The organism is Pseudoalteromonas sp. NZS11 (assembly GCF_015864765.1).
In the GTDB taxonomy this organism is placed as follows: Bacteria; Pseudomonadota; Gammaproteobacteria; order Enterobacterales; family Alteromonadaceae; genus Pseudoalteromonas; species Pseudoalteromonas arctica.
Window position 1 is genome coordinate 145,143 of record NZ_JADYWP010000007.1, and the last position, 24,604, is coordinate 169,746.

Consider the following 24,604-nt stretch of genomic DNA (forward strand, 5'->3'; position numbering starts at 1 on the left):
TTTTTAATCAATAATTAAAGGCCTATTTGCACAAAGAGAAGCGAAAGAGGAGTTAATGAGAAGACATAATGCCAATCAGGATATATTATCGGTTTTATTTCTTCTCTAAAAGCGCAGCGCCTCATACCCTCTTAGTGAATAAATTACTTACACGGGGTAAGGTTGTTACGAAAGCAACGCTTAATTTATTTAAAAATCAGCTAAAAATCTATTTGCACAAAGAGAAGCGAAAGAGGAGTAAATGAGAAGACACAATGCCAATCAGAATACAGTTTCGGTGTTTATTTTCTTCTCTAAAAGCGCAGCGCCTCATAACCTCTTTGTGAATAAATTACTAATTACGGAGTAAGGTTGTTAAGAAAGCAACGCTTAATTTATTTAAAAACCAGCTAAAAACCTATTTGCACAAAGAGAAGCGAAAGAGGAGTAAATGAGAAGACATAATGCCAATCAGGATATATTATCGGTTTTATTTCTTCTCTAAAAGCGCAGCGCCTCATACCCTCTTAGTGAATAAATTACTTACACGGGGTAAGGTTGTTACGAAAGCAACGCTTAATTTATTTAAAAATCAGCTAAAAACCTATTTGCACAAAGAGAAGCGAAAGAGGAGTGAATGAGAAGACACAATGCCAATCAGAATACAGTTACGGTGTTTATTTTCTTCTCTAAAAGCGCAGCGCCTCATAACCTCTTTGTGAATAAATCGCTTAAAAATTTAATGTACAGTTACTTATAGCCCTTTGAATAACGACTTAAAACCTAAGTAAATAATTTTTATGAATTAAAGCGCTTTATGCCATCGACTAGCTTTAGAACATTGAAGTTTATTAGTAAACCAGTACTTATTTCTGAAAGTTTCATATAAGTTATTAATTGTGCAGAGTGAATTGGAAGAAGCTTATCAACCGCCTTTAGTTCAATTATTAATTTATTAGGCAATAAAATATCTAACCGGTAACCTGTATTTATATATTGATCTTTATAATATATCGGTAGCTCAACTTGGTTTTTAGCAGATAAGCCAATTTTACTTAATTCATATATTAAGCAAGCTTCGTAACTTGATTCTAATAACCCAGGCCCTAAATTCCTGTGTACTTCTATAGCGCAACCTATTACTGTTTTTGTTAATGTATCAGTATCCATAGGTATCCTTTTGCTTAATCTACAAGCATTTAATTAACTAAGAAACAGTTTTAAAATAAGAATTAAGTGTAGTACAAATAAAATAGCAAAATTGAAGACTTGTAGGCTATATGAAGCAATCTATTAAGTTGTCACTCGTTTGTTGATCTTAAATCAATCGAAGATCTATTTGCACAAAGAGAAACGAAAGAGGTGTAAAGGAGAAGACATAATGTTAATCAAAACTGTGTTTTATGTTCATTCCCTTCTCTAAAAGCGCAGCGCCTCATAACCTCTTAGTGAATAAATTACTTATAACGGGTACGCTTGTTACGAAAGTCACGCTTAAATTATTTAATCCATTCACCAATAAATCAATTAAAGATCTATTTGCACAAAGAGAAGTTAAAGAGGGGTAAATGAGAAGGCATAATACCAATAAAAAACGCGTTTGGTTTTTATTTCCTTCTCTAAAAGCGCAGCGCCTCATACCCTCTTAGTGAATAAATTACTAATTACGGAGTAAGGTTGTTATGAAAGCAGCGCTTAATTTATTCACAATCAGCTAAAAACCTATTTGCACAAAGAGAAGCTAAAGAGGAGTAAATGAGAAAACATAATACTAATAAAAAACGCGTTTGGTGTTTATTTCCTTCTCTAAAAGCGCAGCGCCTCTTAAGCTCTTAGTGCATAAATCACTTATAACGGGTACGCTTGTTACGAAAGTCACGCTTAAATTATTTAATCCATTCACCAATAAATCAATTAAAAATCTATTTGCACAAAGAGAAGCGAAAGAGGAGTAAATGAGAATACATAATACCAATCAGGATATAGTTTCGGTTTTATTACTTCCTCTAAAAGCGCAGCGCCTCTTAACCTCTTAGTGAAAAAATCTCTTATAATGGGTACGATTGTTACGAAAGCCACGCTTAAATTATTTAATCTATTCACCAATAAATCAATTAAAGATCTATTTTCACAAAGAGAAACAAAAGAGGAGTAAATGAGAAGACATAATACTAATAAAAAACGCGTTTGGTGTTTATTTTCTTCTCTAAAAGCGAAGCGCCTCTTAACCTCTTAGTGCATAAATTACTTATTACAGGCTTTGCTTGTCACGGCAACAAGCGGAGTTTTTCAAGTTAACCGTAAATTGAACCTCGGCGGTAGAAGCAGAGCTTGCTCGCGTGAGAAGCGTAGCTTCTAATTACTTTGTATTAGGTAATTACTTAGCTTTGTATTTAACTGTGCTCTTTTCGACTTCGTTTAGACGCAGGTAATTTACTACTTAATATCGCCAAGCATAGAATAGTCATAAACAACATAGAATTTGCACCCGCTTGTAAAGAGTAATCTACCAACGAATGCAGGAGCATATCTATAATTGCAATGGCGCAGCCAAAAGCAACGCCCTGAAACAATGCTGTTTTACGCTTTCGCATAGTCGCAATACATAACCATAAACAATAGAGTATAAGTGAGCCCAGTGCGGCTGTAGTGGGTATACCCAGCTCTACTGCAAACTGTATGTAATCGTTATGAGCATTATCGTAGTAACCCGAATAAGGCTCAGACTGATATGCCGGAAACGCAGTATAAAATGTACCCCCACCAGAGCCCAACAAAGGCTTATCTAAAATAAGGGGTATTGAATCACGTACAACTTCGTCACGGGTTTCTGATGAAATACTGGTTTCGCTAATACGCTGTTTAACTTTTTCTACATCAAATATAGCACCAATGATAATTAAATCGATTATAAAAAAGCTGACTATAAGTAGTTTAAAGGCTTTAGGTTTTTGCCTGTAAATAAAAAATGCGAGTAAGCTAACAGCCATTAATGCAATAAAAAATGCAGAGTTACCCATACGGCTACGGGTTAAAATTAACGCAACAATAATAATAATTAACGAAATACGTAAAATTATTTTTGAGCTTAAAAGTATTTCAGTCCACGCCCGAAGCGTTTGTTTTAATGTTTGTTTGTAATCGCTAGTAGAGCGCTTTAATTCGCTAACTAACACACCAATACCCAAACATAAGCATAAAGCTAAAAAGTTAGCCAAAAAATTAGAGTAAGTAAACGTACCAATAGCACGGTCGGTATGCTTATAACCAAATAGTGGGCTAATAATATCAGGCGATAAATTCAAATAAGTGGCATATAAAGCCTGAAACACGCCGGCACTTATAATTGCATATATTAAATTTTTAATACGCTTTTCAGTATTACAATAAATAAATAATAGCCAACAAAATAAAACCATAAAACTTGTTTTAATAAGCATTTGTTTGGTCTGAAAAGGGTCAAGGCTAATGCTAAATATTTGTATAAAGCAAATTAAAACAACAACACCAAGAGCAACAAATAAAGGCCAGGAGTATAAAGGAGGGTAGAGGGGCTGCTTATTGTTTATAGCGCTATTAATTAAATGAATTAAAAAAGTAACACCAATCAACAAACCTATTGCCAAAATAGCCCAAGGGCGATAGCTACCTAAAGGAATAGGCAGCAAAAAAAGTATTGCACATAGCAAAATAAATATAAAACGGTTCAATTTAAACTCATAAAGTAAAAACGCAGCCAAAGGCTGCGTTTGTATTATATTTGAGAAGAGTGCTTAGTTACCAACTTCTGATATACCAGCATCACCACCAGTACCACCAGTACCTTGAGGTACAGTAGTTGTTGGTAAAACAACAACAGGAGGAGCTGCAGTTGGGGTATCATCAGTAGGACCCGCAGCAGTAGCTTCAGATGCAACTGTGGCATCTATACCAGCAGTAATTGCAGCAATAGTTACCGCATCACTATCAGAACCAGCAGTTACTAAGGCTGCTAAAAAGTCAGAAATTAACGCATTATCGGCACCTAAAGAAGCAACAACTGCGTTAATTAATATATCAAGTTGTTCAGCACTACACGAACCGTTTGCAATAGGCGAATCGAGGTCAATAGGACCCATATCTTGGCAAAATTGCTCAATAGCAGCAACTAACTCATTTTGTAGTTCCTCAGACGAAATATCATCCGGAGCATTATTTAAAATATTAAGTAAATTAGTAAGGCTGTCAGATTGTACTACAACGTCAGAATCTGCTTGTGAGTAAACAGGTGAAACAGTAAAAGCCATTGCACCTATTAATAAACTCTTTAAAAAAATTGATTTCATCTTGTGTCCCTTTAAGTGAGTATCTAATTACAGAATTTTAGCGTGTCTGCGCAAAAAGTAAACTCTTTATTAACGTTATCACGGTTCTTATTTGTAAGTACTTTAGAAGGCTCCATAATTAAATTACCTTGTACACCATCACAGCCTAAATTTTCAAGCATTTTTAATGTTTCGGGTTTTTCAATTAAGCATGCCAACACTTTAATACCAAAGCCATGACAAATATTATTAACGGTTTGAATAAAAAATTGGCTTTGAGAATTATCTAACAAGTCTTGAATATAACTGCCATCAATTTTTACATATTCAATATCAAGGCCTTGTAAATACCTAAACGACGTTAAGCTTGTTCCAAAGTGTTCTATACACACATTAATGCCAATATCTTTAATTGCATCTATATGCTTTGAGGCTATGTGCACATTATAAAGTAAACTAATTTCATGTAACTCAAAAATAAGGTTAGTTTTAATAACGGGTTTGGTGTGTGCGTAAAGCGTTAACCACTGTATAAAATCAGCCGAATATAAAGATGCCTTACTTACGTTTAAGGCAAATACGTCATCAGGGTATTGCTCTTTTATATTTACAAAGTTACGAATTATTTTTTTGTCTAACTCTTCGGTTAAATTAAGCTTTTCGGCCATAGCAAATAAATGGCCATTATTTACCTTTTCACCTTCATGGGTAAAGTGGGCAAATGCCTCAAAGTAACACTGCTTGTTTTGTGAGTTAGTGCGTTTAACTGGCTGCACCGAAAAGCTAACTTCACCAGAGTCAATAATCGACTGAATAAGTGTACGCCATTGTTTAACACTAAATAGCGTATCTTTATCTATTTTGTTAGTGTCTATTGTATCGCCAATAGTGCTACCTGTATCTAAAGCAGATAAAACACTACCAATAGATGAGCCTTTATTTACTTCTAATATAGCAAAATTAGCAAACCCATTAACATGTAAGCTATTTTTTTGTTTACTAAAAGCATCGGTAATTTCTAAACGGGTTCTATTTAAAAACTGCTTATCGTAAGGTACAAGCGCAATAAAAGTACTACCATTTAACCTAAATATTTTAGAGTTAGTAAGGTTGCCAATAATTTTAGCAAGAATAACGCTTACATCTTTTACATGGGCGTCACCATCTTGATAACTAACAGTTTGGTTTATATTTGTAAGTGAAGGTAGGGTAATCATCATTGCGGTAAGTGGAACATCGGTGGTTATTGTGTCAACAACCGAGCTAAAGTGATTTTCAAATAACTTTCGATTACCTAACCCTGTTAAAGAATCAATATAAACTTCTTCAGTTAAGGCTTGGGTTTGTTTAGTTAAAGAATCAAAAGTACTTTGTAAATTAATAACCATATTATTTATAGCTTTAGTTACTGTGCGCAGCTCTCGTGCAATAGGTATTTCTTCGTTTAATGTAAAGCGCTTACGAGTAACAAGGTGAGCTTGATGCTCAACTGCTTTTAAAGGCTTAAATACTTCGCGTAATATTAAAAAGGCAACTGCAAGCGAGGCAATTAGTATTAAAAAAGAACCATAAAAGCTGCGTTTTGTATGCTCCCACAACGTAACATAAGACTGGCCAGTATGGCTTGTAACCTCAAGTATACCCGCCATAATCCAACCATTATTTAGTTCCGACTGCATAGTGGGTGCTTTTAAACTACTTAAAGCAATAAACCAATTAGGCACAGATTCAACACGCTTAGGATTTTCCAGATCAAATACAACTTGGCTTTGTGAATTTGTAAATTTAATTTCTTTGTAGTAACCAGAATCAAAAATAGCAGTAGCCATTGTTTCAGCTATCACTAGGTTTTCTGGCTCCAAATAAGGCGAAATAGAAAGCCCTAAACTGGTAGCAGTGTCTTGGGCATGGCTTCCCATTTGGGTTTGTAAATAATCGCGGGTGGTTTCAACATCTGTAACTACCCTGACCACAAATGAAACAACCGAAATAACGATTATTAAACCGTAAACTTGGGTTTTAAGACTCAATCCATTTTTAAAAAGTCGAGACATAACTGGTAGTTCCTTTAATGTTACTTTTAATGGGAGCAAGCTCACCTTGTTCAATTCGCTCTAGCATAGTATTCCAAGCCGATACACCACGGCTATTTTTTACCTTATTGCCTAACCCTTTCGATTTAGCTAACCAAAGCCCTTGACCATTAAAACTGTAAATAGGCGTTAAATCGGGGCGTTTATTAGCGGGCAGCAGTTTAGTATTAAAGTTACCTAAAACAAAGGGAATTCTGTTTGGATCTTCTATATATATAAGTACCATGTGGGGTTGGTTGACTGTGCGCTGTCGTACATACATTAAACGAATTTTATCCTCAGGAACACCTAGCGCTATTAACGTAAAGTATTTAGCAATAACGTAATCTTCGCAATCGCCCATACCAACGCCTAAACTCTCTAGTGGGGTAGCCCAGTAATCTTTTTGCTGCCAAAGATCTTCATCGCTTTTATATTTAATGTGTTTATTAAAAAAATCGTTAACAAGGTGAATTTTTTTCCATTCGCTTTCATCAGCCGAGTCATCAATAAAGTTAAGCCAATCTTTAATTCGTTTATGACCTTCGTTGCCATACTGTTGCTGTGCACGGGTAATAATATCGCTATTACGCAAATACAAAAGCATATCTTGTGCGCATACAAAAAACGACACAATAAATAAAATGCAAAGCCCTAAGCGCACAAATGTTCCTTAAGTTGGTAATCCCTAATAAACGACATTAACCAGTATAGTATTATTACTTTTAAAAAGGTAGATCATCATAAAGAATGAGATGCCCCAACATGACTCACCCCGACCAGTTTGGTGCAACATAAAGTTAACAAAAAAACAACCTAAAAGGATGTTTTATTTATTGAGTCAAATATTATGGCGTGTATAATAATCCTAACACAAGGTATGTGAAGCACGTTATATGGAAGTAAACTTTAGTTTCTTCTTTATATATTTACAAAATAATAATGAAAGGAATTAAAGTGAAAGTTTTAAAAGCCGTATTACCTGTAGCTGGCCTTGGAACGCGTATGTTACCAGCCACAAAAGCCATTCCAAAAGAAATGCTGCCTCTGGTAGACAAACCACTTATTCAATACGTAGTTAACGAAGCTGTACAAGCAGGTATTAAAGAAATAATACTTGTTACTCACGCTTCAAAAAACTCAATCGAAAACCATTTTGATACCAGCTTTGAGCTAGAAGCCACACTAGAAGCACGCGTAAAGCGTAGCCTACTAGAAGAAGTGCGCTCAATAGTACCGAAAGACGTAACCGTAATTTCGGTTCGTCAATCTGCGCCTTTAGGCCTTGGCCACGCAGTACTTGCCGCCAAACCAATAGTAGGCAACAACCCATTTGCAGTAATGTTACCTGACGTAATTATTGATAAATACAAATCAAATCCAAAAACCGATAATTTAAGTCAAATGATCGACCGATTCGACAAAACAGGCCACAACCAAGTAATGGTAGAGCCAGTACCAAAAGAACAAGTACACCAATATGGTGTGGTTGACCTGGCCGGTATAAAAATTAACGCGGGCGAAAACGCAATAATTAAAAACATGGTAGAAAAGCCAAATACCGATGAAGCACCAAGCAACTTAGCTATTACAGGCCGTTATGTTGTATCGCCTACTATTTGGGATTTATTAGAGTACACACCTCCTGGTGCCGGTGGCGAAATACAACTTACCGATGCATTACTGCAATTACGTCACCTAGAAACACTTGAAGCGTACCATTTAAAAGGCCAGTCGCACGATTGTGGTTCTAAATTAGGCTATATGCTTGCTAACGTAGAATATGCAATGCAATCAAGCCATATGGGTGAAGAATTTACTAAAGCGGTTAAAAAATTGGTTTCGTAGCTTACTTTTATAAATCACAACCAAATTTAATTTGTATTTAGCGTTATTACTTTAACGCTAAAACAGCAGTGCTTGAAATTAAATTAATAAAGAAAATTTAAAGGATTCTTACAAATGAAATATCTTGTAACTGGTGCCGCAGGGTTTATCGGTAACTTTGTAGCTGAACGCTTATGTAACGATGGCCACGAAGTAATAGGGCTAGATAACCTAAACGACTATTACGATCCGGCATTAAAACATGCAAGACTTGAGCGTATTAAACACCTTACTCAATTTCGTTTTGTAAAAATGGATTTAGCAGACAGAGACGGCATAGCTAATTTATTTAAAGATGAAAAATTTGACCGCGTAATACACCTAGCAGCGCAAGCCGGTGTGCGTTACTCAATAGAAAATCCGATGGCATACATTGATTCTAATTTAGTAGGCACTGCTACTATTTTAGAAGGGTGTCGCCACAATAAAGTGCAGCATTTAGTATATGCATCATCAAGCTCTGTTTATGGTATGAACGAAAAAATGCCATTTTCGACTGACGATGCAGTAGATCACCCAGTATCACTGTATGCAGCAACTAAAAAATCAAATGAGTTGATGGCGCATAGCTATAGCCACCTATACGACCTACCAACAACAGGGCTGCGCTTTTTTACAGTATACGGCCCGTGGGGTCGCCCAGATATGGCCCCTTACTTATTTACCGATGCAATATTAAATAACCGAGAAATTAAAGTATTTAATAACGGAAAAATGAAACGCGACTTTACCTACATAGACGACATTGTAGAGGGCATTATTCGCATTCAAGACGTAGTTCCAAAAAGAGACCAGTCAAATAGCAATACCTCGCCAGAGTCAAGTAAAGCTCCATACCGTGTATTTAATATTGGTAACAACGAACCTATCGCACTAATGACCTTTATAGAATCAATTGAAAAAGCAGCAGGTAAAGTAGCTGACAAAAACTATATGCCAATGCAAGCAGGAGATGTTCCAGCAACATTTGCAGATATAGATAGCCTACAAAAAGAAGTTGGCTTTAAACCTAATACAAACATTGACTATGGTATGCAACAGTTTGTTGATTGGTATAAAGCTTATAATGATATGGTAATAGATAAATAATGCTATCTGAAAATACCAATGAAATAGTTTCTATTATCACTCCGGTATATAACGGAATGAACTTCATAGAAAAGTGCTTTGAGTGTATAAAAAATCAAACATATACAAATATCGAATGGGTCGTTATAAACGATGGTTCACAAGATAGTACTTTGTTGCAGCTATATAAATTAAAAAGAAAAAACATCGATCTACGTATCATAGATCAAAAAAATTCTGGAGCCGCTGAGGCAAGGCGTGTAGGAGCACTTCAAGCTAAAGGTGACTATATAGTCTATTTAGATATAGATGACTCTATATCTGCAGATGCTATAAAACTAGCTATGAATAAGTTTACATCCCAAACTAACGTAGTTTTATTTAATCAAATTAAGGTGGGCGATCAAAAGTCAGCTCCCTTTGATATGTTTACTCAACAATGGCCTCAATCTGGTGAAAATGTTTTTAAAGCATGTATCGATGGATGGGGAGCTCACAGTTTTGGCGTTTATAAAAAGTCCATTTTTATAAACGCTTACAAAATTTTAGACACTTTCGAAAACCTAAGTAAGACTTATAAAGATGAGCTTTTATCTCGTATAATTTTCATTCAGTCAGAAATGATTGATTTATGTGAAGGGAAATACTTTTATGATTTAAATGATGCATCAGTTAGCAAGAAATTCAATTCAGAATATTTTTTAATCGCAAACAATGCGCACGCATTAAATAGCTATTTAAACTCCGCAGATAAAAATATTAATATAGAACGTATGTATAGCAGGTTGTTTTTTGATATTTTAGGACGCTATATTTCTTGGCATAAAAAAATAAATAATAAAACCGACTGGTTTTGTACTCTAATTAAGCTCGTAAAAAAAATATCACTTAAAAACGATATTAAAAGAAGCCTTAAAAAATCAACTTTTAAAAAGCTAATAGCACGTACAGTATTTATATTAACTTTTAAAATATTGGCATTTGTAAGGCGCTTATAAATGTCAGAAAAAAAATCGGTTTCGTCTGGTATTGGCACTATGGCTGTACTAACTATCTCATCAAAGTTAGTTAGGCTCGTTATATTAATGATTACAGCGCGTTTTTTAACACCAGAAGATTTTGGTGTAGTTGCAGCATTTACTATGGTGTTTGCTTTTGCTTATTTAATTACTGATATGGGTATTATAAGAACACTTATCCAACGCCCTGTTATTAGTGATAAGCATGTTGGTAGCGCGTTAGTTTTATCTATATCTTTATGTGTTTTAATTTGTCTATCGCTTTTTTTGTTTGCCGATGATATCGCTAATCAACTAAATGTTAATGAAATAGCTTTGTCATTAAAAATATCAGGCATAATATTTTTGTTATTGGGATTTAGTAATATTTGTTCGGCTTTATTTCAGCGCAGTGGCGACGTTGTTTTTATAGGTAAATTACAAGCTCTTGGTACCGTTACCGGAAATATATTTGTAACAGTACCCTTGCTCTATTTTGATATTGGTTTTTGGTCAATCATTATTGGCCTGTGGGTATCGGAGTTGATTTCAGTAGTATTTATACTGCTCAGAGGTTGGAAAATCCTTCACTTTAAAGTTTATAAAACTGAGCTAACAGAAATAATTAAATACGCAACTGCATTCTTTTTTAACAGTACTCTTGGTTTACTTAGCCAGCAAATAGACATCGCGATTATAAGCAAAATGATGGGCAGTACAGCTCTGGGGTTTTATTCAAGAGCTATGCAGTTGGTAGAGTTTCCTAATCAAGTATATTGGTTGGTTGTTGACCGTGTGGTATTTCCTGTGATGTCGGCAATGAAAGACGATAAAGAAAAGCTATCTCAGTTTTTTTTACAATCACTAAGTTTACTTAGCCTGGCCTTAACTATAGGCTCGCTTATATTAGTTGTAGGTGCAGACCAAATAGTATTAATAATGATGGGTGAACAATGGGGTGAAGTTGCATCAATATTAGAAATATTAGGGCTTTGCATAATATTCAGAGCCTTGGCATCTTTCATGGACTCTTTTATAGCAGCTTACGATTTAATCAAGTTGTTAACAATTAAGCAGATTGTATCACTATTAATACTTGTTACAGCCATATGGTTTGGCGCCGATTACGGAGTGCTAGGTGTTGCATACGCTGTAGTCATTACCAGCGCAATGCGTTTTTTATTAACAGTAGCTTTAATTTTGAGCTGTTCAAAAGTTAGATTAATTCAAATTTTGAAGGTTTTTATCCCTAGTGTAATTACGCCTTTAACTATATTTGTAGTTTACTTATGTGTATCTGAAGTAGAGATATTGCAAGGTTTGTTTGGAATAATAATCGCTGCAGCTTTAGTTTTATCTTTATGTATTGTAAGACCTTTCGCATTTTTGACCTCAAGTACTGGTAAAAAACTAATTGATAAAAATTTAGCTCTAATTAGGATTAAAAGTTGAAATTATGGAAAATATCAAACTAAGTATAGTTATACCTGTTTACAACGTACAAGACTATTTAGCTGATTGCCTCGAGTCTGTTTACGATGTAAATGAACAATCCAAAGAGATTATTATAATAAATGACGGGTCTACAGATAACTCGGCATTTATTATAGAACAGTACAAAAATAAATACCCACTACAAACTCAGGTTATTACACAACATAATCAGGGGTTATCGGCGGCAAGAAACGCGGGTATTAATGCTTCTAAGGGAAAGTTTATTTTATTTTTAGATAGTGACGATACGCTTGAAAGCGAACCTGTATTTAACTTAATACAATTTGCCTGCGATAATGATTTGGATATTTTACAAGGGGTTGCCACTAAGTTTGGTGATGTGCCGAAAGAGCAGTTATCCATGCCGCAAGATGTCTTTAATCACCCTGTTTGTAACGGCCGAGATTTTTTAAATAAATACGGTAACTCATCTTCAATTGCTAAGCAAAATTTTAGGCCAGAGGCATGGCTTATGTTGGTAAAACGAGATTTATTTATAAAAAACAATATATATTTCACTGAGGGTATGTATTTCGAAGACGAATTAATGACACCAACTTTATATTTAAATGCAAATAAAGTTAAAGCTTTGGATATACCTTTTTATAACTATCGTATTCGCGCAGGAAGTATAACTTCTGTTTTCAATGAAAAGCACATAGCAAGTAAAGCGCTTTTAGTTAAGGAATATTATTCGCTGTTAGCTAAAAGTAACTTTTATCATGCCTTTCTTAATGGCCGATTAATTGGTTGGTGCCGAGAATCTGAAGAATACTTGAGCATTAAAGACATAGCTAAATTATTTTTGTTGCGTAAGTATAAATTTAAAGACTTTGTGCTTTTGAATATCCTGTTACTAAGAAAAATAATTACTGCAGGGCGTTTTAAGGATTTAACCAGTGTGATAAATGTTAAGTAAGTGGTGTTTTGTCATTTAAGAGAACAGTTTCAGAAGAAAACCATCTAGGGCATCTTTATATTTATATAAGCTGTCATATCTAAGTGATTTTGTGTTATTAAGGAATAATTATGGACCTAAGTATAGGGGTCACTTGTTGGAATGCCCAAGATTCGATACTGATAGCACTGGAAAGTATTCGTCACATTACTGATAAGAACCTTAGTTACGAAGTTATAATAGTAGATGACGCTTCAAACGATAACTCTGCACTGATAATAGAGGAGTATATAACTCTACATTCATTAAGTAACTTTTTTCTTGTAAAATCACCTGTTAACAGAGGTGTTGCTAGTGCTCGCAATGAGATAATTAACCATGCCAAGGGTGTGTTTTTAGCTTTTTTAGATGATGATGATGAGTGGCTGCCTATAAGGTATTCAGCACAGAAAAAAGCTCTACTTATGGCTGAGGAAAAGTATAGGCATGTTTTATGTTACGGTGGGCGCTCTCAAAAAAGTAAAGCAGGCTATTTGGGACATAAAAAAGCATTAGGGTATCCAGAAATGGTAAGTGGAAAATTAGTCAAAAAATTCTTTGTTTCTGGAGATAAGCAAAATGTAGATAGCTTTAATCCCCCAGGCACCTGCGTCTTATTTACGCGCTTATCTAATTTAAAAAAATTAAATGGTTTTGACGAGTCATTTAAGCGCATGGAAGATGTTGATTTAGTTATAAGGCACTGTGATTCTGGTGGCGTATGCATTGGTACTAATGAAGAAGTAATAATACAAAATATTACATATTCAAAGGATAAAGGTTTTGAACAAGAGCTATATTATCGGAAAAAATTAATTAAGAAATATATACCTTCAAATAGCCTTGGGTATTTATATTCTTATGTTCAAATGCATAAATCACTTGCTTACAAACAAGGTAAGTATTTTAAAGCAAAAGCATTCATGTTTATTTCATTATTTCTTTCGCTTAACAACTTTAAGTTTAACGTAAATAAAATTCTGAAAAGTCTACGCAATGATTAAAACTTTAAATAGCAGTAAATGGGTTTTTTTTAACAGTATTACTCAACAGCTTATTGGTTTTCTGTTTTTTGGAAGTATGACATACCTGCTCTCACCTAAATTATTTGGTGTATATGCTATTGGCTTAATTTTTTCAGAAGTTATAGGGCAAATAGTGAGATTGGGTATGTCTGCTAACTTAATAAATAGAAAGAAATACAAGAGCCTAGCTTTAAATAATGCGTTTTGGATTACGCTTATTTTTGGTGTTTTTTTTAGTGTTTCTTTTTACCTCTTAGCCTACTTAGTTGTTTTATATTTCGATATATCGGAGCATATATTAGTTATTCAGGTAATGTCTATTCTCCCTTTTATTTTTGCACTTGGTTGTGTTCCCGATGCTTTGTTGCAAAGGAAGTTTCTGTATAAAAAAATAGCCTTTGCTACATTTATAGCGAGTATAATTTCATGCGTTGTTGCTGGAATAATAGCATTTACTCAGTTTTCACAGTTTACTTTTGTAATTCAAAAAGTCACATATGAAATGATTATGCTAGTTATTATTTGGAAATCAATAAAATGGCGACCTAGATGGTTAATTGATTACGCAATTTTAATTGAACAATTGAGGGTGAGTGTCCCTTTATTGTTTGCAGGATTAACAAATGTAGCTGCTAACAAATTGAAGGATATATTTATCGCTTCTGCTTTAGGCCCCTCGTCACTCGGAATCTATAGACTAGCTATTAAACTACAAGATTTTTTAGTCAAAATTACTATAGGCCCCATCACTGCGGTTGCAATTCCTAGTTTAGCTCGCGTTAAGGAGGATGATTTTAAAGAGACGATAGGTACATTTATTAATTGGATGGGTATTTTATCGTTTCCCATTTTTACTGGAGTTGCGGTAATGTCTCCTGAATTGTTAAACGTACTTTTCACTGACGAGTGGGCAGAAGCAGCAGCAATATTACAAATGCTATGTTTACTAGGTGTATTATCTGTCTATATTCATATGTTTAAGCCAATATTTAGTGTTTTGGAACAAGGCTTTATCCTTGTAAAGTTAAGGATGATTTATTTTGTTTTGCTATTCATTCTTTTATTTTTTACAGCAAGTTATGGTATTTTGTACATAATATTTTCAGAAATAATTGTTACTATATTATTGACCTTCTTAGGCCTTTTTTCATTAAAAAAAGTATTACAATTTAATGCTTTTTATTTTTTACGTGACTTAAAACCAGCACTCGCATCTAGTCTGTTTATGTTGTTTGTTATGCTTTTTACAAAGACTCTACTTAATGAAAACTTAATTGTCGGTGATTTTTTTCTTTTACTGATATTTTTCTTTTTAGGTATCATTTCATATTTTATTTTTTTAAAGCTGTTTTTCGCAGGTATATACGCTGTTATAAATAATTATATAAAGTGTAGTAAACTTTATATTTTAGCTATTAGAAAGGTTAAGCCATCTAAAAGATGAGATACTTGCTAATACTTTATTGTTGCCTAGCTAAATATTATATAGGTAAATTTATTGCATTATCTATTAGTAGAATGATTTTAAGATTAGGTCTTAATATAATATTAGCCCTGTAAATATATGATTGCATCGCTGTTTTTCATGGGAAATCAGCGTCAGGTTGAGGGATGCATGTTTAAATGAAAATTCTAATGCTTACATGTCAATACATGCCAGACGTATTTGGTGGTGCTGAAAAACAATGTGGGCGAGTTTCTAAAGGAATTCAAACTGAGGGAGTTAATGTACATATATTAACATCACGTCAAAAATTTAATGGCAAAGCAAATGAAGTAATGAACGACGTGCATGTAACTCGGTTATATTCACCAATAGCACCAGATTGGCTAGGCCGTTGGTTCATTTTTTCTTTTTTTTGGCTAATACAGGTAATTGCTTGGGGGGTGTTGAATAATAAAAGCTTTGATGTAATACATTGCCATCAAGGTAAATTTGGTGCTTTTGTGGGGTGCTGCTTAGCGCGCTTATTTAAAAAGCCAATATTAATAAAAGCAGGTAACTCTAACCAATATATGGACTTTAAAGCGTTAAAATCTAAAAAAATTGTTGGGTCAATAATGGCTGATTTTGTATTAAAAACTAACCCTACAATAGTCGCAATATCGGGTGTTATCGCACAAAACTGTAAAGAGTTCGGCTTTAAAAATATTATTAATATACCTAACAGTATTGATAAAAGTTTGATTAATGATGACAGCTCATTTTCTGATAGTAAAAACGATTCTGTAATAAATCTTTTTTATCATGGCAGGTTAGAGAAAATTAAAAAAGTAGATGTACTAATGGAGACGTTTGCATTGCTTACTAAAAAGCATGAACAAGTGCATTTTCATTTAATTGGCAGTGGTAGTGCGCTACCTGCAGCAAAAAAGTATATTGAAGCAAACAACTTGCAAAGCAAAATAACATTTTATGGTGAGGTTAACGACCCGGTAAACTTTATCAAGCAATTTGATATTTTTGTTAATGCTTCTGAGGCTGAAGGATTTTCGAACTCATTGCTTGAGGCTTTATTAGCTGGAAAAGTATTAGTGTCGACACCTGTAAGTGGGGCAAGCGATGCTATTTTTACAGATGAAAACGGTTATATTGCTACAGGTTTTAGTGCGGCTGAAATTGCTAAAAGTACAGAAGATGGTATTGCACTATACTATAAAAATAGTGGTGAAGTGCAGGTTTTTTCTGAGCAATTAATAGCAGCTAACTTTACAGTAGATGTAATAGCGAAAGAATACATTAAACTTTATAAAAAATTACTTGGAGCTTCTTAGATGAAGGTTTTAATAGGGATGACGCGTTCGGATACTATTGTATCTGGTTCATTTAAACATATTTGCCAAATAGGCGAAAAGTTTAGAGACGAAGGTGCTGAAGTTGTATACGCACTAGGTGGCAACGGCGATGCTATAACTAAATTACGATCGGCTGGTTTTAAAGTGCATGCTTTAACTAATTTAAAAAGAGATTTAAGCCCGCTAAGCGATATTTGGTCATTGTTAAAATTAATATGGCTTATTATATCGGAAAATCCGCAAGTTTGTTCTTGGCATACGGCTAAAATAGGTGCGCTTGGGCGTATAGCTACAATGCTTACTTTTAAGCGCTCTTATTATGTACCTCATGGTGTGCCTTTTGTTAATACACCCGAAAATAAAGGCTTTAAAAAATATGAGCGACTTGAAAAGTTGCTATCATATTTACCTTCAAAAATTATAGGCGTTTGCGAGTTTGATAAAAACGAGTATTTACGAATAGGCGTGCCCGACAAAAAGTTGTTAGTGATACGTAACGGTATGCTTGGTAAATTTAACGATACGTGGGAGCTAACCGACAAGCCCGTTAATTTTATTACCGCAGCTCGTTTTGAAGATCAAAAAGACTACACTACGCTCGCTCAAGCGTGTAGCTCTTTATTAAGCCAAGGTAAACCCTTTACTTTAAGTATATACGGCGATGGCCAGTACGAAGCTAAAGTAAAGCAGTTGTTTGCTCACTTTCCTGAAGGGGTAATAAACTTTTGTGGCGTGGTTGACAACTTTGCTGAAAAACTAACTCAAGCTGATGTATTTATACTCTCTAGCTTTTGGGAAGGCTTACCACGAAGTATTATTGAGGCTATGGCGTGTAAAAAAGCGGTAATTGCATCTGATGTTGGTGGCTGCTCTGAGCTAATAATAGAGGGTGAGTCAGGCTATTTAATCCCTATTCGTGATGCATCTACAATGGCTATTGCCATGGGTGAATACATTAATAATAAAGCTAAAACAGTGTCACATGGTGATGCTGCTTACACGTTATATAAACAAAAGTATTCCTTACCTGTAATGCTAGAGAGCTATGCAAAACAATATGGCGTAATAAAAAGTGGTGTAAATAATTAATATGCCTATAAAATTATCACTTATATGCCCTGTTTATAAAGTAGCTGAATTTATACCTGATTTAATGAAAAGCTTACTGCAAGGTGTTAATAGCGACCAAGTTGAGATTATTTTTGTTGACGATTGCTGCCCTGAAAATTCAATAAGCCTGTGCGAAAGCTTTATTTTAGAGCATAAATCAAACATAAAATTTAATACAACGATAATTAAGCAACCAGTTAATAAAGGCCAAGCTGCTGCTCGTAATGCCGCATTGCTCATTGCGAAAGGTGAGTATATTGGCTTTATAGATTCTGACGATGCAATTGCCTCCAATTATTGGGATGTACTCTCATCTTATGTAACTGAACTAAAGCACGATATAATTGAATTTAGCTTTGAAGAGTTTACTTCTGTTTTGCCAGCTAGTGCTTCTTCGGCATTAGTAGAATTAGAGTCATCAAATTTAAACCCGTTCCATAGTGGTTTTTTTGTTTGGACTCGCTTATACAGGAAAAGTATGTTGAATGGTCTTACTTTCCCCGAAGGTATGATTTACGAAGATGTTTTTTATAATGTCCAGGCTTTTTCGAAGGCAAGTACAACAGTGAAAATATCTTCTGTTTTGGTTTATTACAGAAAAAGAGCGGGTTCTACAACTAGCATACGCACTTCTACTTATTCTCATTTATTACTCAACTTAGTTAACTCAGTTAAAGACACTATTGAGCTTTTCGATCGTAAAAACATTGTTACCGCTGAGGTTGCTAGGTTTTCTTTACTTACAGTATTAAAAGGTTCTAAAATTAAAGATAGGAAAGACAGACATCTATTTTATAGGCAATGCTTAAAAATAAATGATTCGTTTAAACCTTTGTTCCTTAAATATAATGATTCAATTGTTGAACGTTTAAAGTTTAGTTTTACTTACTTTTGCTGTCTCATTGGGCGAGTTTTGTAATTTAACTGTGTATTTAAAGTTAAAGCTTATTATGGATAATAAATGAAAAAAATAGTGCACATAACAAATGACCTGCAGCGTTTAGGCGGTGTTCAGCGTTTGCTTGTAGATTTAATGACGCTACAAAACAATGACTTTAAGTTTGAAGTGATTTTAACACGTGGTAAAAACGAATACGTAGATGAGTTAAAAGTTTTAGGGGTTGAGGTATTCCATAAGCGTGACTTGGGCTTTTTTGGTGTTATAAAACGCTTAAATGCTGCTGATTTAGTGCATACCCATTTGTACCCGTCAATTTATATTGCGTACTTTACAAATACGCCAACACTAGTTACAGAGCATAACCCACATTATAGGCGCCGCGATATACTCTTTATTAAAACCCTTGAAAGTATTATTTATAAAAAGTTTAAAAAAATCATTTGTATATCAGAGGGCGTTAAAACTAAATTTTTAGAAAGCATTAAAGCAAGCAACTCAAAAGCTTATGTTATAAATAATGGTATTAATTTAGAGCGGTTTTCTCAAATACCTAAAACACTAAGTGCTGATGCTAAAGTGATTAACATCGGTATGGTTGGTCGATTTGCACCACAAAAAGATATAAAAACCTTACTAAAATTAATGACTCTGCTTGATGATCGGTTTGTACTTAATTTAGCGGGCGATGGTGAACTAAGGTCTGAGTACGAGGCTTATGCATTAAGCTTAGGTGTGAGTAATAAAGTTAAATTTTTAGGGCAAGTTAACGATATACCCACTTTTTTAAACTCACTAGATGTTTACATACAATCTTCCCATTGGGAAGGGTTTGGCATTGCAGTAGTAGAGGCAATGGCAGCTGGGTTACCATCGTTTGCTACTAATGTTAAAGGTTTGAATAATGTAGTTGTTGAGCAAGGTTTATTTGAAGTGGGTGATACACATACACTAGCTGATAAAATAAACACGCTAGTTAATGATGCTAATTATTATAATGAGCAGTCTGTAGCAGCGGTTAATAAAGCAATGAGCTTTTCAATTATTAATACAGCTGTTGAGCACACCCAAATCTACAAAAGTGTGTTAAACAATGTTTAGTATTAAAGTAAAGAACCTTGAGTATGTGCTTTTTATGATTAGCGCTATGGTTATACCATTGTATTTTACTAATTTTAGATTAGATGCTGGCGGACTTATTGTAAGACTGTCTGATATTTTAGCCTTGTTTTCGATTTCTATTTTTTTATTACTATTATTAAAAAATAAAATAGTTATTAAGTACCCTGTTGGTTTTAACTATATGTGTATTTTTGTAATCTATTGTTTTTTTAATGCGCTAGTGCAAGTAGGTTTAACTAAAGCTATTATTGCTACTGTACAGTGGATGCTAATTCTGTTTACTTTAGTGGTGGTATATACAAGTGCGGTGAAAAATCCAGAAAAGTTTAGGGCGGTTTTTATAAAAACTCTGTTAGTTATTTGCTTTGTCACCTTGATTTACCACCTCATGCACGGTCACTTAACACGCTATAAGTTTTTAGGTGACGCAAAATATGCCTTTGCATTAACTGGTGTAATACTTATAAGTTGTGCTTATTATTTTGACGATAAAAGCTACTTAAAGCCATTAATGTTTTTATACCCAGTAATACTGCTCTCCCTTGAACGAAAAGGGATTTTAGCATTTCATATGGTTGCCTTTTTTTATATCTTTATTACTTTAAAACCCTTGTATAAATTTTTAATGTTAGCTCTATGTAGCATAGCGTTGATGCTATTCGCGTTATTTTATGACTTGTCATTTTTAAATACGTTTACTTTTTTTGAATATTCAGATCTAGAAATGCTCTACCTAGATGAAGAGCGAGCTCTGTGGAGCTCCAACCTGCACAGGCAATCATTATTAACAAATGGTTGGGATATACTTACTACCCATTATATTTTCGGGGTTGGGCCTAAAATGCTACCTGATTATATGGGGCATTACTTTATTAATCAAGGGCTTGCTTTATATACACATAACGTTTTTTTAGATACGTTAATTGAGCAAGGGTCAGTTGGCTTGTTTTTATTACTTTTACCTTACTTTATTTATATTACCCAAGGTGTTGGTTTAAAAAATAAAAAAGATAAAACGATATTTTTTGCTTTGTGCTTATACTCTATTTTTATGCTGTTTTTTATGTCTGGCGGGGCGCCATCTATGGTAATATTTTACTTGCCAATCTTTAAAGGTTTTATTGCCAACAGGACGAGTATTTAACTTGTTGCATTTAATTAAATATCCAACAAAGTGGAGTAGTTAATGCCTACTTTATCTGAAGACCCAGCAATAAGAAGTTTATTAAATAGGATGCCTCAAGGCGTACAAAACAGCTTTACTGAAGAGCAGCTGTCCCATCTTAAAATAGCTATTGGCGCTAGGCAGTGGGGTGCACATGCCGTAGATTACAGAGGCGTTGTTAGATTATTTAAATACAGATATTATTTTGTGTTATTAGCAGGTCGTAATAGGCGGCAGTTAAGTGCTACCGAAAAAAAAGCCTCTGCCATAGCCCAAGCCACTGTAGTAACATTAGGTTTTTTTATAGTGCTGTTATTTATTTATTTATTAAAGTCGGCGTTAGGTATTAACCTGTTTGAAGGTTTTTCATTAGGTATATGGAGTTACGTTAAAAGTTTATTTTTATAACATAAGGGTAAACAAATGCTAAATGTTTATTTTTGTTTATATATGTTTTTATTTTATCAATAATGAGTTAATTTTATTGCTGACTGTTACACTATTTTTAGCTTTTAAAAACTGCATTATTGAATACAGATAAGTAATACGTTATTATTAATTTATAGCTATGTGGGTATTTATCCACTGCACTTTACTTAGGGACTAAAAGTATGAAATCGTCAAGGACGTTTAAGCCATCTAGCTCATCCGATGCTAATTTTTATCGTTTGTTCGATATTTTCGCGTTATTTTTAGCCTTTCAATGCTCTGCACTCTTTTATAGTTTTGAACTAACAGCCCATTATATGGTGGCTGTTTTAACCGTTGCACTAAGCTTTTTATACTGCGCTGAAATATTTTCTGCTTATCGCTCTTGGCGTGCAGGTAAATTTAAAACCATGGTTTTGTGTGCTTGGGGCTCGTTGTTTGTTGCCTTTAGTATTTTATTTTTTATATCTTTTATGTTTAAGTTTACTGAGTCGTTTTCGCGTATTGGTTTAGGCTTATGGTTTTTACTTAGTGTTGCTTATTTATATATATGGCGCTTTGGGGTGCAATTATATAAACGTAACCGCCGTAGTTTAGGCATGAACTTACGTAACGTTGCAATAGTAGGTGCTACTGAGTCGGCTGTTTATTTGTATGACGAGATTGAAAAAAACGATGAGCTTGGTTTTAAGTTTTTAGGCTTTTTTGACGACCGCAAACCAGAGCGATTATTTAATAACGTTAAAACGTACGAAATATCCGGAACTATCCAAAATGCTATATGTGCTGCCCGCGAAGGCAAAATAGATATACTTTATATAGCACTCCCAATGAAAGCCGATAAGCGTATAGCCGATTTGTTACTGCAACTTGGCGACACTACGGTAGACGTACACTTTATACCTGATTTTTTACTTTCAAATTTAATACATGCCCGTGTTGAACACGTTGGCGATGTAGACACACTAAGCGTTTTTGAATCTCCTTTTATTGGTGCTCGTGAGTTTATTAAACGTACTGAAGACATAATAGTGTCGTCAATTATTTTACTACTTATATCTCCTGTGCTTATTGCTATAGCGTTTGCTGTTAAGTTTACCTCTAAGGGGCCTGTAATATTTAAGCAAGACCGATATGGGCTTGATGGGCGTAAAATTAAAGTGTGGAAATTTCGCTCTATGTCGGTAACCGAAAATAGTGCAGTAGTCACTCAAGCTACTAAAAACGATGCTCGTATTACAAAGTTGGGCGGCTTTTTACGCCGAACTAGTCTAGACGAGCTACCGCAATTTATAAACGTGCTAAAAGGCGATATGTCGATAGTTGGGCCACGCCCACACGCTGTTGCCCATAACGAAGAGTATCGTAAAAAAGTTGAATTTTACATGTTTAGGCATAAAGCTAAACCAGGTATAACTGGATGGGCACAAATTAATGGTTGGCGCGGCGAAACCGATACGCTTGATAAAATGGAAAAACGCGTTGAATACGATTTACATTACATAAAGCATTGGTCTTTATGGTTAGATGTTAAAATAATTTTTATGACAATTTTTAAGGGATTTAAAAATGCAAATGCATACTAAAAAATCAGTTATACCTTGTGCTGTAGTTTTACTGTCGGCAACGTTGTCAGCTCCTGCCTCGGCCGAGTTTACGCCAGGCAGCTTTATGACCAAAGATGGTGCCGAAATTACTCCGGTTTTACAAACAGGCTTAAGCGTTAACGACAATATTTTTAATACACCAACCGACGAAGAGTCGCGTGTAATTTGGACTATTTCGCCAGGGGTTGCAGCTGTAATAGACGATGGCCCCGACAGCTACAAACTAAACGTCGGCACCAGTAGCTCTTTATATAATAAAGACTCTGTTGATAACTTTACTCAAGTTAACGTGGGTGCCGGTGTACATAAAGAGCTTACCAGTCGTCACGTTTTTGATATTAACGGCACGGCTGATTGGTTGTATGAGCCACGAGGTACTGGTTTAACGCAAGGCTTGGGCGATATTGTTGATGAGTTAATAAAGTACCAACAACAAGATATTACTGGTACTTATAAATTTGGTTCGCAAACATCTAAAGCCCAATTAGAGTTGGTTTCTGGCTTTTACAGTAAAAAGTATCAAAATTTTAGAGCTTCCTCACAATTTCGTGATTACGATAAAACGTTAATTGGTGCAACTGGTTATTATAACACGCAAGCTGCAACACGTATGTTTGTAGAAGTAACCCGCAATGACTACCGCTACGACGTTTTAGAGTCTAGTGGTGTTTCACGTAACTCCGACGATATTAAAGTACTTTTTGGTATGGAGTGGGAAGCAACGTCGCTTACCTCTGGCACTTTTAAACTTGGTTATCAAAACAAAGACTTTGATGATAAGCAACGTGATAGCTTTAGTGGCTTAAGTTGGGAGGCTGGCGTTACTTGGCAACCTTTAACTTACTCTACATTTGATTTTACAACCAGTAGAGCGGCGACCGACCCACTGCTTGAAGGCGATTACATTAAAGAAAGCACCTACGGTGTTAAATGGAAACACGATTGGAGCGATTATTTAGCCTCTGTAGCAAGTGTGAGCTATATAGATGAGCAATACACTGGCGATATTGGTCGTAAAGATGAAACAAAAAGCGCTCGACTTGGCTTAAATTACCAAGCTAATAACTTTGGTTTAATTTCGACTTATGTTGATTTTATTGATAAAAACTCAAACCAGCCATTAATTGAGTTTGACCGCGTAATTGTGGGTGTTAATTTTACGTTTGCTTTAAAGGCTAATTAATGAACTGTAAACTTTTTTTTAGTGCATTGTGCTTTTTATTTAGCACAGTGTGCTTTGCACAAACGGCGCAAGACTATGTGTTGGGCCCAGGCGATAAAGTAGAAATAAAAGTATTTGGTGAACCCGATTTAGAGGTAACTGCGCTACTAGGTAATAGTGGTGAGGTTAATTACCCATTTTTAGGGGCACTTAAACTTGCTGGGTTAACTACCTTTGAGGTTGAAAAGTCAATTGCTAATGGCCTGCAGCCTGATTATTTAAAAAACCCAAGTGTATATGTGCAGGTTGTTGAGTACAGACCCTTTTATATTCATGGGGAGGTTAAATCTCCTGGTGCTTACCCTTATCAGCCAGCCATGACAGTTAACCAAGCCGTTGCATTAGCGGGTGGCTTAACTGAACGGGCATCAACTGATAAAATTTATATTTTTAAAGAGCAAACTAAGCAGCAGCAACAAAAAGGCACTCTTAATAGCCAAATTGCAGCAGGCGATACAATAAAAATAGAACAACGCTTGTTTTAAGCAGTT

At 34.8% G+C, this 24,604-nt stretch carries 21 protein-coding genes; 16 read left to right on the top strand and 5 right to left on the bottom strand.

All coding sequences use genetic code 11. From position 1 onward, the window contains the following. Positions 1-777 precede the first annotated feature (777 nt). The 5 genes from I6E82_RS15150 to I6E82_RS15170 form a co-directional block, all read right to left on the bottom strand. Positions 778-1,149: a GxxExxY protein gene (locus I6E82_RS15150; RefSeq protein WP_024590372.1), complete on the bottom strand. Its 372-nt coding sequence runs from the start codon at positions 1,147-1,149 to the stop codon at positions 778-780. Between the two features lie 1,223 nt (positions 1,150-2,372). Further along, a complete protein-coding gene (locus I6E82_RS15155) occupies positions 2,373-3,689 on the bottom strand; it encodes an O-antigen ligase family protein (protein ID WP_197118216.1) in 1,317 nt (438 codons plus the stop codon). 63 nt (positions 3,690-3,752) lie between these two features. After that, the gene (locus tag I6E82_RS15160; protein WP_154903343.1) at positions 3,753-4,304 is read right to left on the bottom strand and encodes a hypothetical protein; all 552 of its coding nucleotides are present in this window, start codon (positions 4,302-4,304) and stop codon (positions 3,753-3,755) included. A 23-nt stretch (positions 4,305-4,327) separates the two neighbouring features. Beyond that, positions 4,328-6,337 (bottom strand): bifunctional diguanylate cyclase/phosphodiesterase, encoded by a 2,010-nt coding sequence (locus tag I6E82_RS15165; RefSeq protein WP_197118217.1) that lies wholly within the window; start codon positions 6,335-6,337, stop codon positions 4,328-4,330. Further along, positions 6,321-7,019, bottom strand: a complete 699-nt coding sequence (locus tag I6E82_RS15170) for a transglutaminase-like cysteine peptidase (RefSeq protein WP_024594585.1) — start codon at positions 7,017-7,019, stop codon at positions 6,321-6,323. Before I6E82_RS15170 ends, I6E82_RS15165 begins: the two co-directional genes overlap by 17 nt. Positions 7,020-7,312: 293 nt before the next feature. Between I6E82_RS15170 and galU the strand changes: the two genes are divergently transcribed. The 16 genes from galU to I6E82_RS15250 all read left to right on the top strand — a co-directional run bounded on the left by galU (position 7,313) and on the right by I6E82_RS15250 (position 24,598). Beyond that, positions 7,313-8,203: a UTP--glucose-1-phosphate uridylyltransferase GalU gene (gene galU, locus I6E82_RS15175; protein ID WP_007585761.1), complete on the top strand. Its 891-nt coding sequence runs from the start codon at positions 7,313-7,315 to the stop codon at positions 8,201-8,203. A gap of 114 nt (positions 8,204-8,317) precedes the next feature. Further along, a complete protein-coding gene (locus tag I6E82_RS15180) occupies positions 8,318-9,331 on the top strand; it encodes an NAD-dependent epimerase (protein ID WP_197118218.1) in 1,014 nt (337 codons plus the stop codon). Next, positions 9,331-10,308, top strand: a complete 978-nt coding sequence (locus I6E82_RS15185; RefSeq protein ID WP_197118219.1) for a glycosyltransferase family 2 protein — start codon at positions 9,331-9,333, stop codon at positions 10,306-10,308. The genes I6E82_RS15180 and I6E82_RS15185 overlap by 1 nt, the downstream gene beginning before the upstream one ends. After that, positions 10,309-11,760: an oligosaccharide flippase family protein gene (locus tag I6E82_RS15190; protein ID WP_197118220.1), complete on the top strand. Its 1,452-nt coding sequence runs from the start codon at positions 10,309-10,311 to the stop codon at positions 11,758-11,760. 4 nt (positions 11,761-11,764) lie between these two features. Then, on the top strand, positions 11,765-12,721 hold the full coding sequence (locus I6E82_RS15195) for a glycosyltransferase (RefSeq protein ID WP_197118221.1): 957 nt from the start codon (positions 11,765-11,767) through the stop codon (positions 12,719-12,721). Between the two features lie 110 nt (positions 12,722-12,831). Further along, positions 12,832-13,743, top strand: a complete 912-nt coding sequence (locus tag I6E82_RS15200) for a glycosyltransferase family 2 protein (protein WP_197118222.1) — start codon at positions 12,832-12,834, stop codon at positions 13,741-13,743. Continuing rightward, positions 13,736-15,208: an oligosaccharide flippase family protein gene (locus I6E82_RS15205; RefSeq protein WP_197118223.1), complete on the top strand. Its 1,473-nt coding sequence runs from the start codon at positions 13,736-13,738 to the stop codon at positions 15,206-15,208. Before I6E82_RS15200 ends, I6E82_RS15205 begins: the two co-directional genes overlap by 8 nt. 179 nt (positions 15,209-15,387) lie before the next feature. Beyond that, entirely contained in the window at positions 15,388-16,539 is a 1,152-nt protein-coding gene (locus tag I6E82_RS15210) for a glycosyltransferase family 4 protein (RefSeq protein ID WP_197118224.1), read from the top strand. Next, positions 16,540-17,649, top strand: a complete 1,110-nt coding sequence (locus I6E82_RS15215) for a glycosyltransferase family 4 protein (RefSeq protein ID WP_197118225.1) — start codon at positions 16,540-16,542, stop codon at positions 17,647-17,649. 1 nt (position 17,650) lies between these two features. Continuing rightward, on the top strand, positions 17,651-18,589 hold the full coding sequence (locus tag I6E82_RS15220; protein WP_197118226.1) for a glycosyltransferase family 2 protein: 939 nt from the start codon (positions 17,651-17,653) through the stop codon (positions 18,587-18,589). 42 nt (positions 18,590-18,631) lie between these two features. After that, complete coding sequence (locus I6E82_RS15225) at positions 18,632-19,669, top strand: glycosyltransferase (RefSeq protein ID WP_197118227.1); 1,038 nt, start codon at positions 18,632-18,634, stop codon at positions 19,667-19,669. Then, entirely contained in the window at positions 19,662-20,834 is a 1,173-nt protein-coding gene (locus I6E82_RS15230; protein WP_231616939.1) for an O-antigen ligase family protein, read from the top strand. The genes I6E82_RS15225 and I6E82_RS15230 overlap by 8 nt, the downstream gene beginning before the upstream one ends. Before the next feature lie 42 nt (positions 20,835-20,876). Further along, positions 20,877-21,263, top strand: coding sequence for a 3-phosphoshikimate 1-carboxyvinyltransferase (locus I6E82_RS15235; RefSeq protein WP_197118228.1), 387 nt, complete (start codon positions 20,877-20,879; stop codon positions 21,261-21,263). A 203-nt stretch (positions 21,264-21,466) separates the two neighbouring features. After that, the gene (locus I6E82_RS15240; protein WP_197118229.1) at positions 21,467-22,870 is read left to right on the top strand and encodes an undecaprenyl-phosphate glucose phosphotransferase; all 1,404 of its coding nucleotides are present in this window, start codon (positions 21,467-21,469) and stop codon (positions 22,868-22,870) included. Next, a complete protein-coding gene (locus tag I6E82_RS15245; protein WP_197118230.1) occupies positions 22,854-24,074 on the top strand; it encodes an outer membrane beta-barrel protein in 1,221 nt (406 codons plus the stop codon). Before I6E82_RS15240 ends, I6E82_RS15245 begins: the two co-directional genes overlap by 17 nt. Beyond that, positions 24,074-24,598, top strand: a complete 525-nt coding sequence (locus I6E82_RS15250; protein WP_197118231.1) for a polysaccharide biosynthesis/export family protein — start codon at positions 24,074-24,076, stop codon at positions 24,596-24,598. The genes I6E82_RS15245 and I6E82_RS15250 overlap by 1 nt, the downstream gene beginning before the upstream one ends. Positions 24,599-24,604 lie beyond the last annotated feature (6 nt).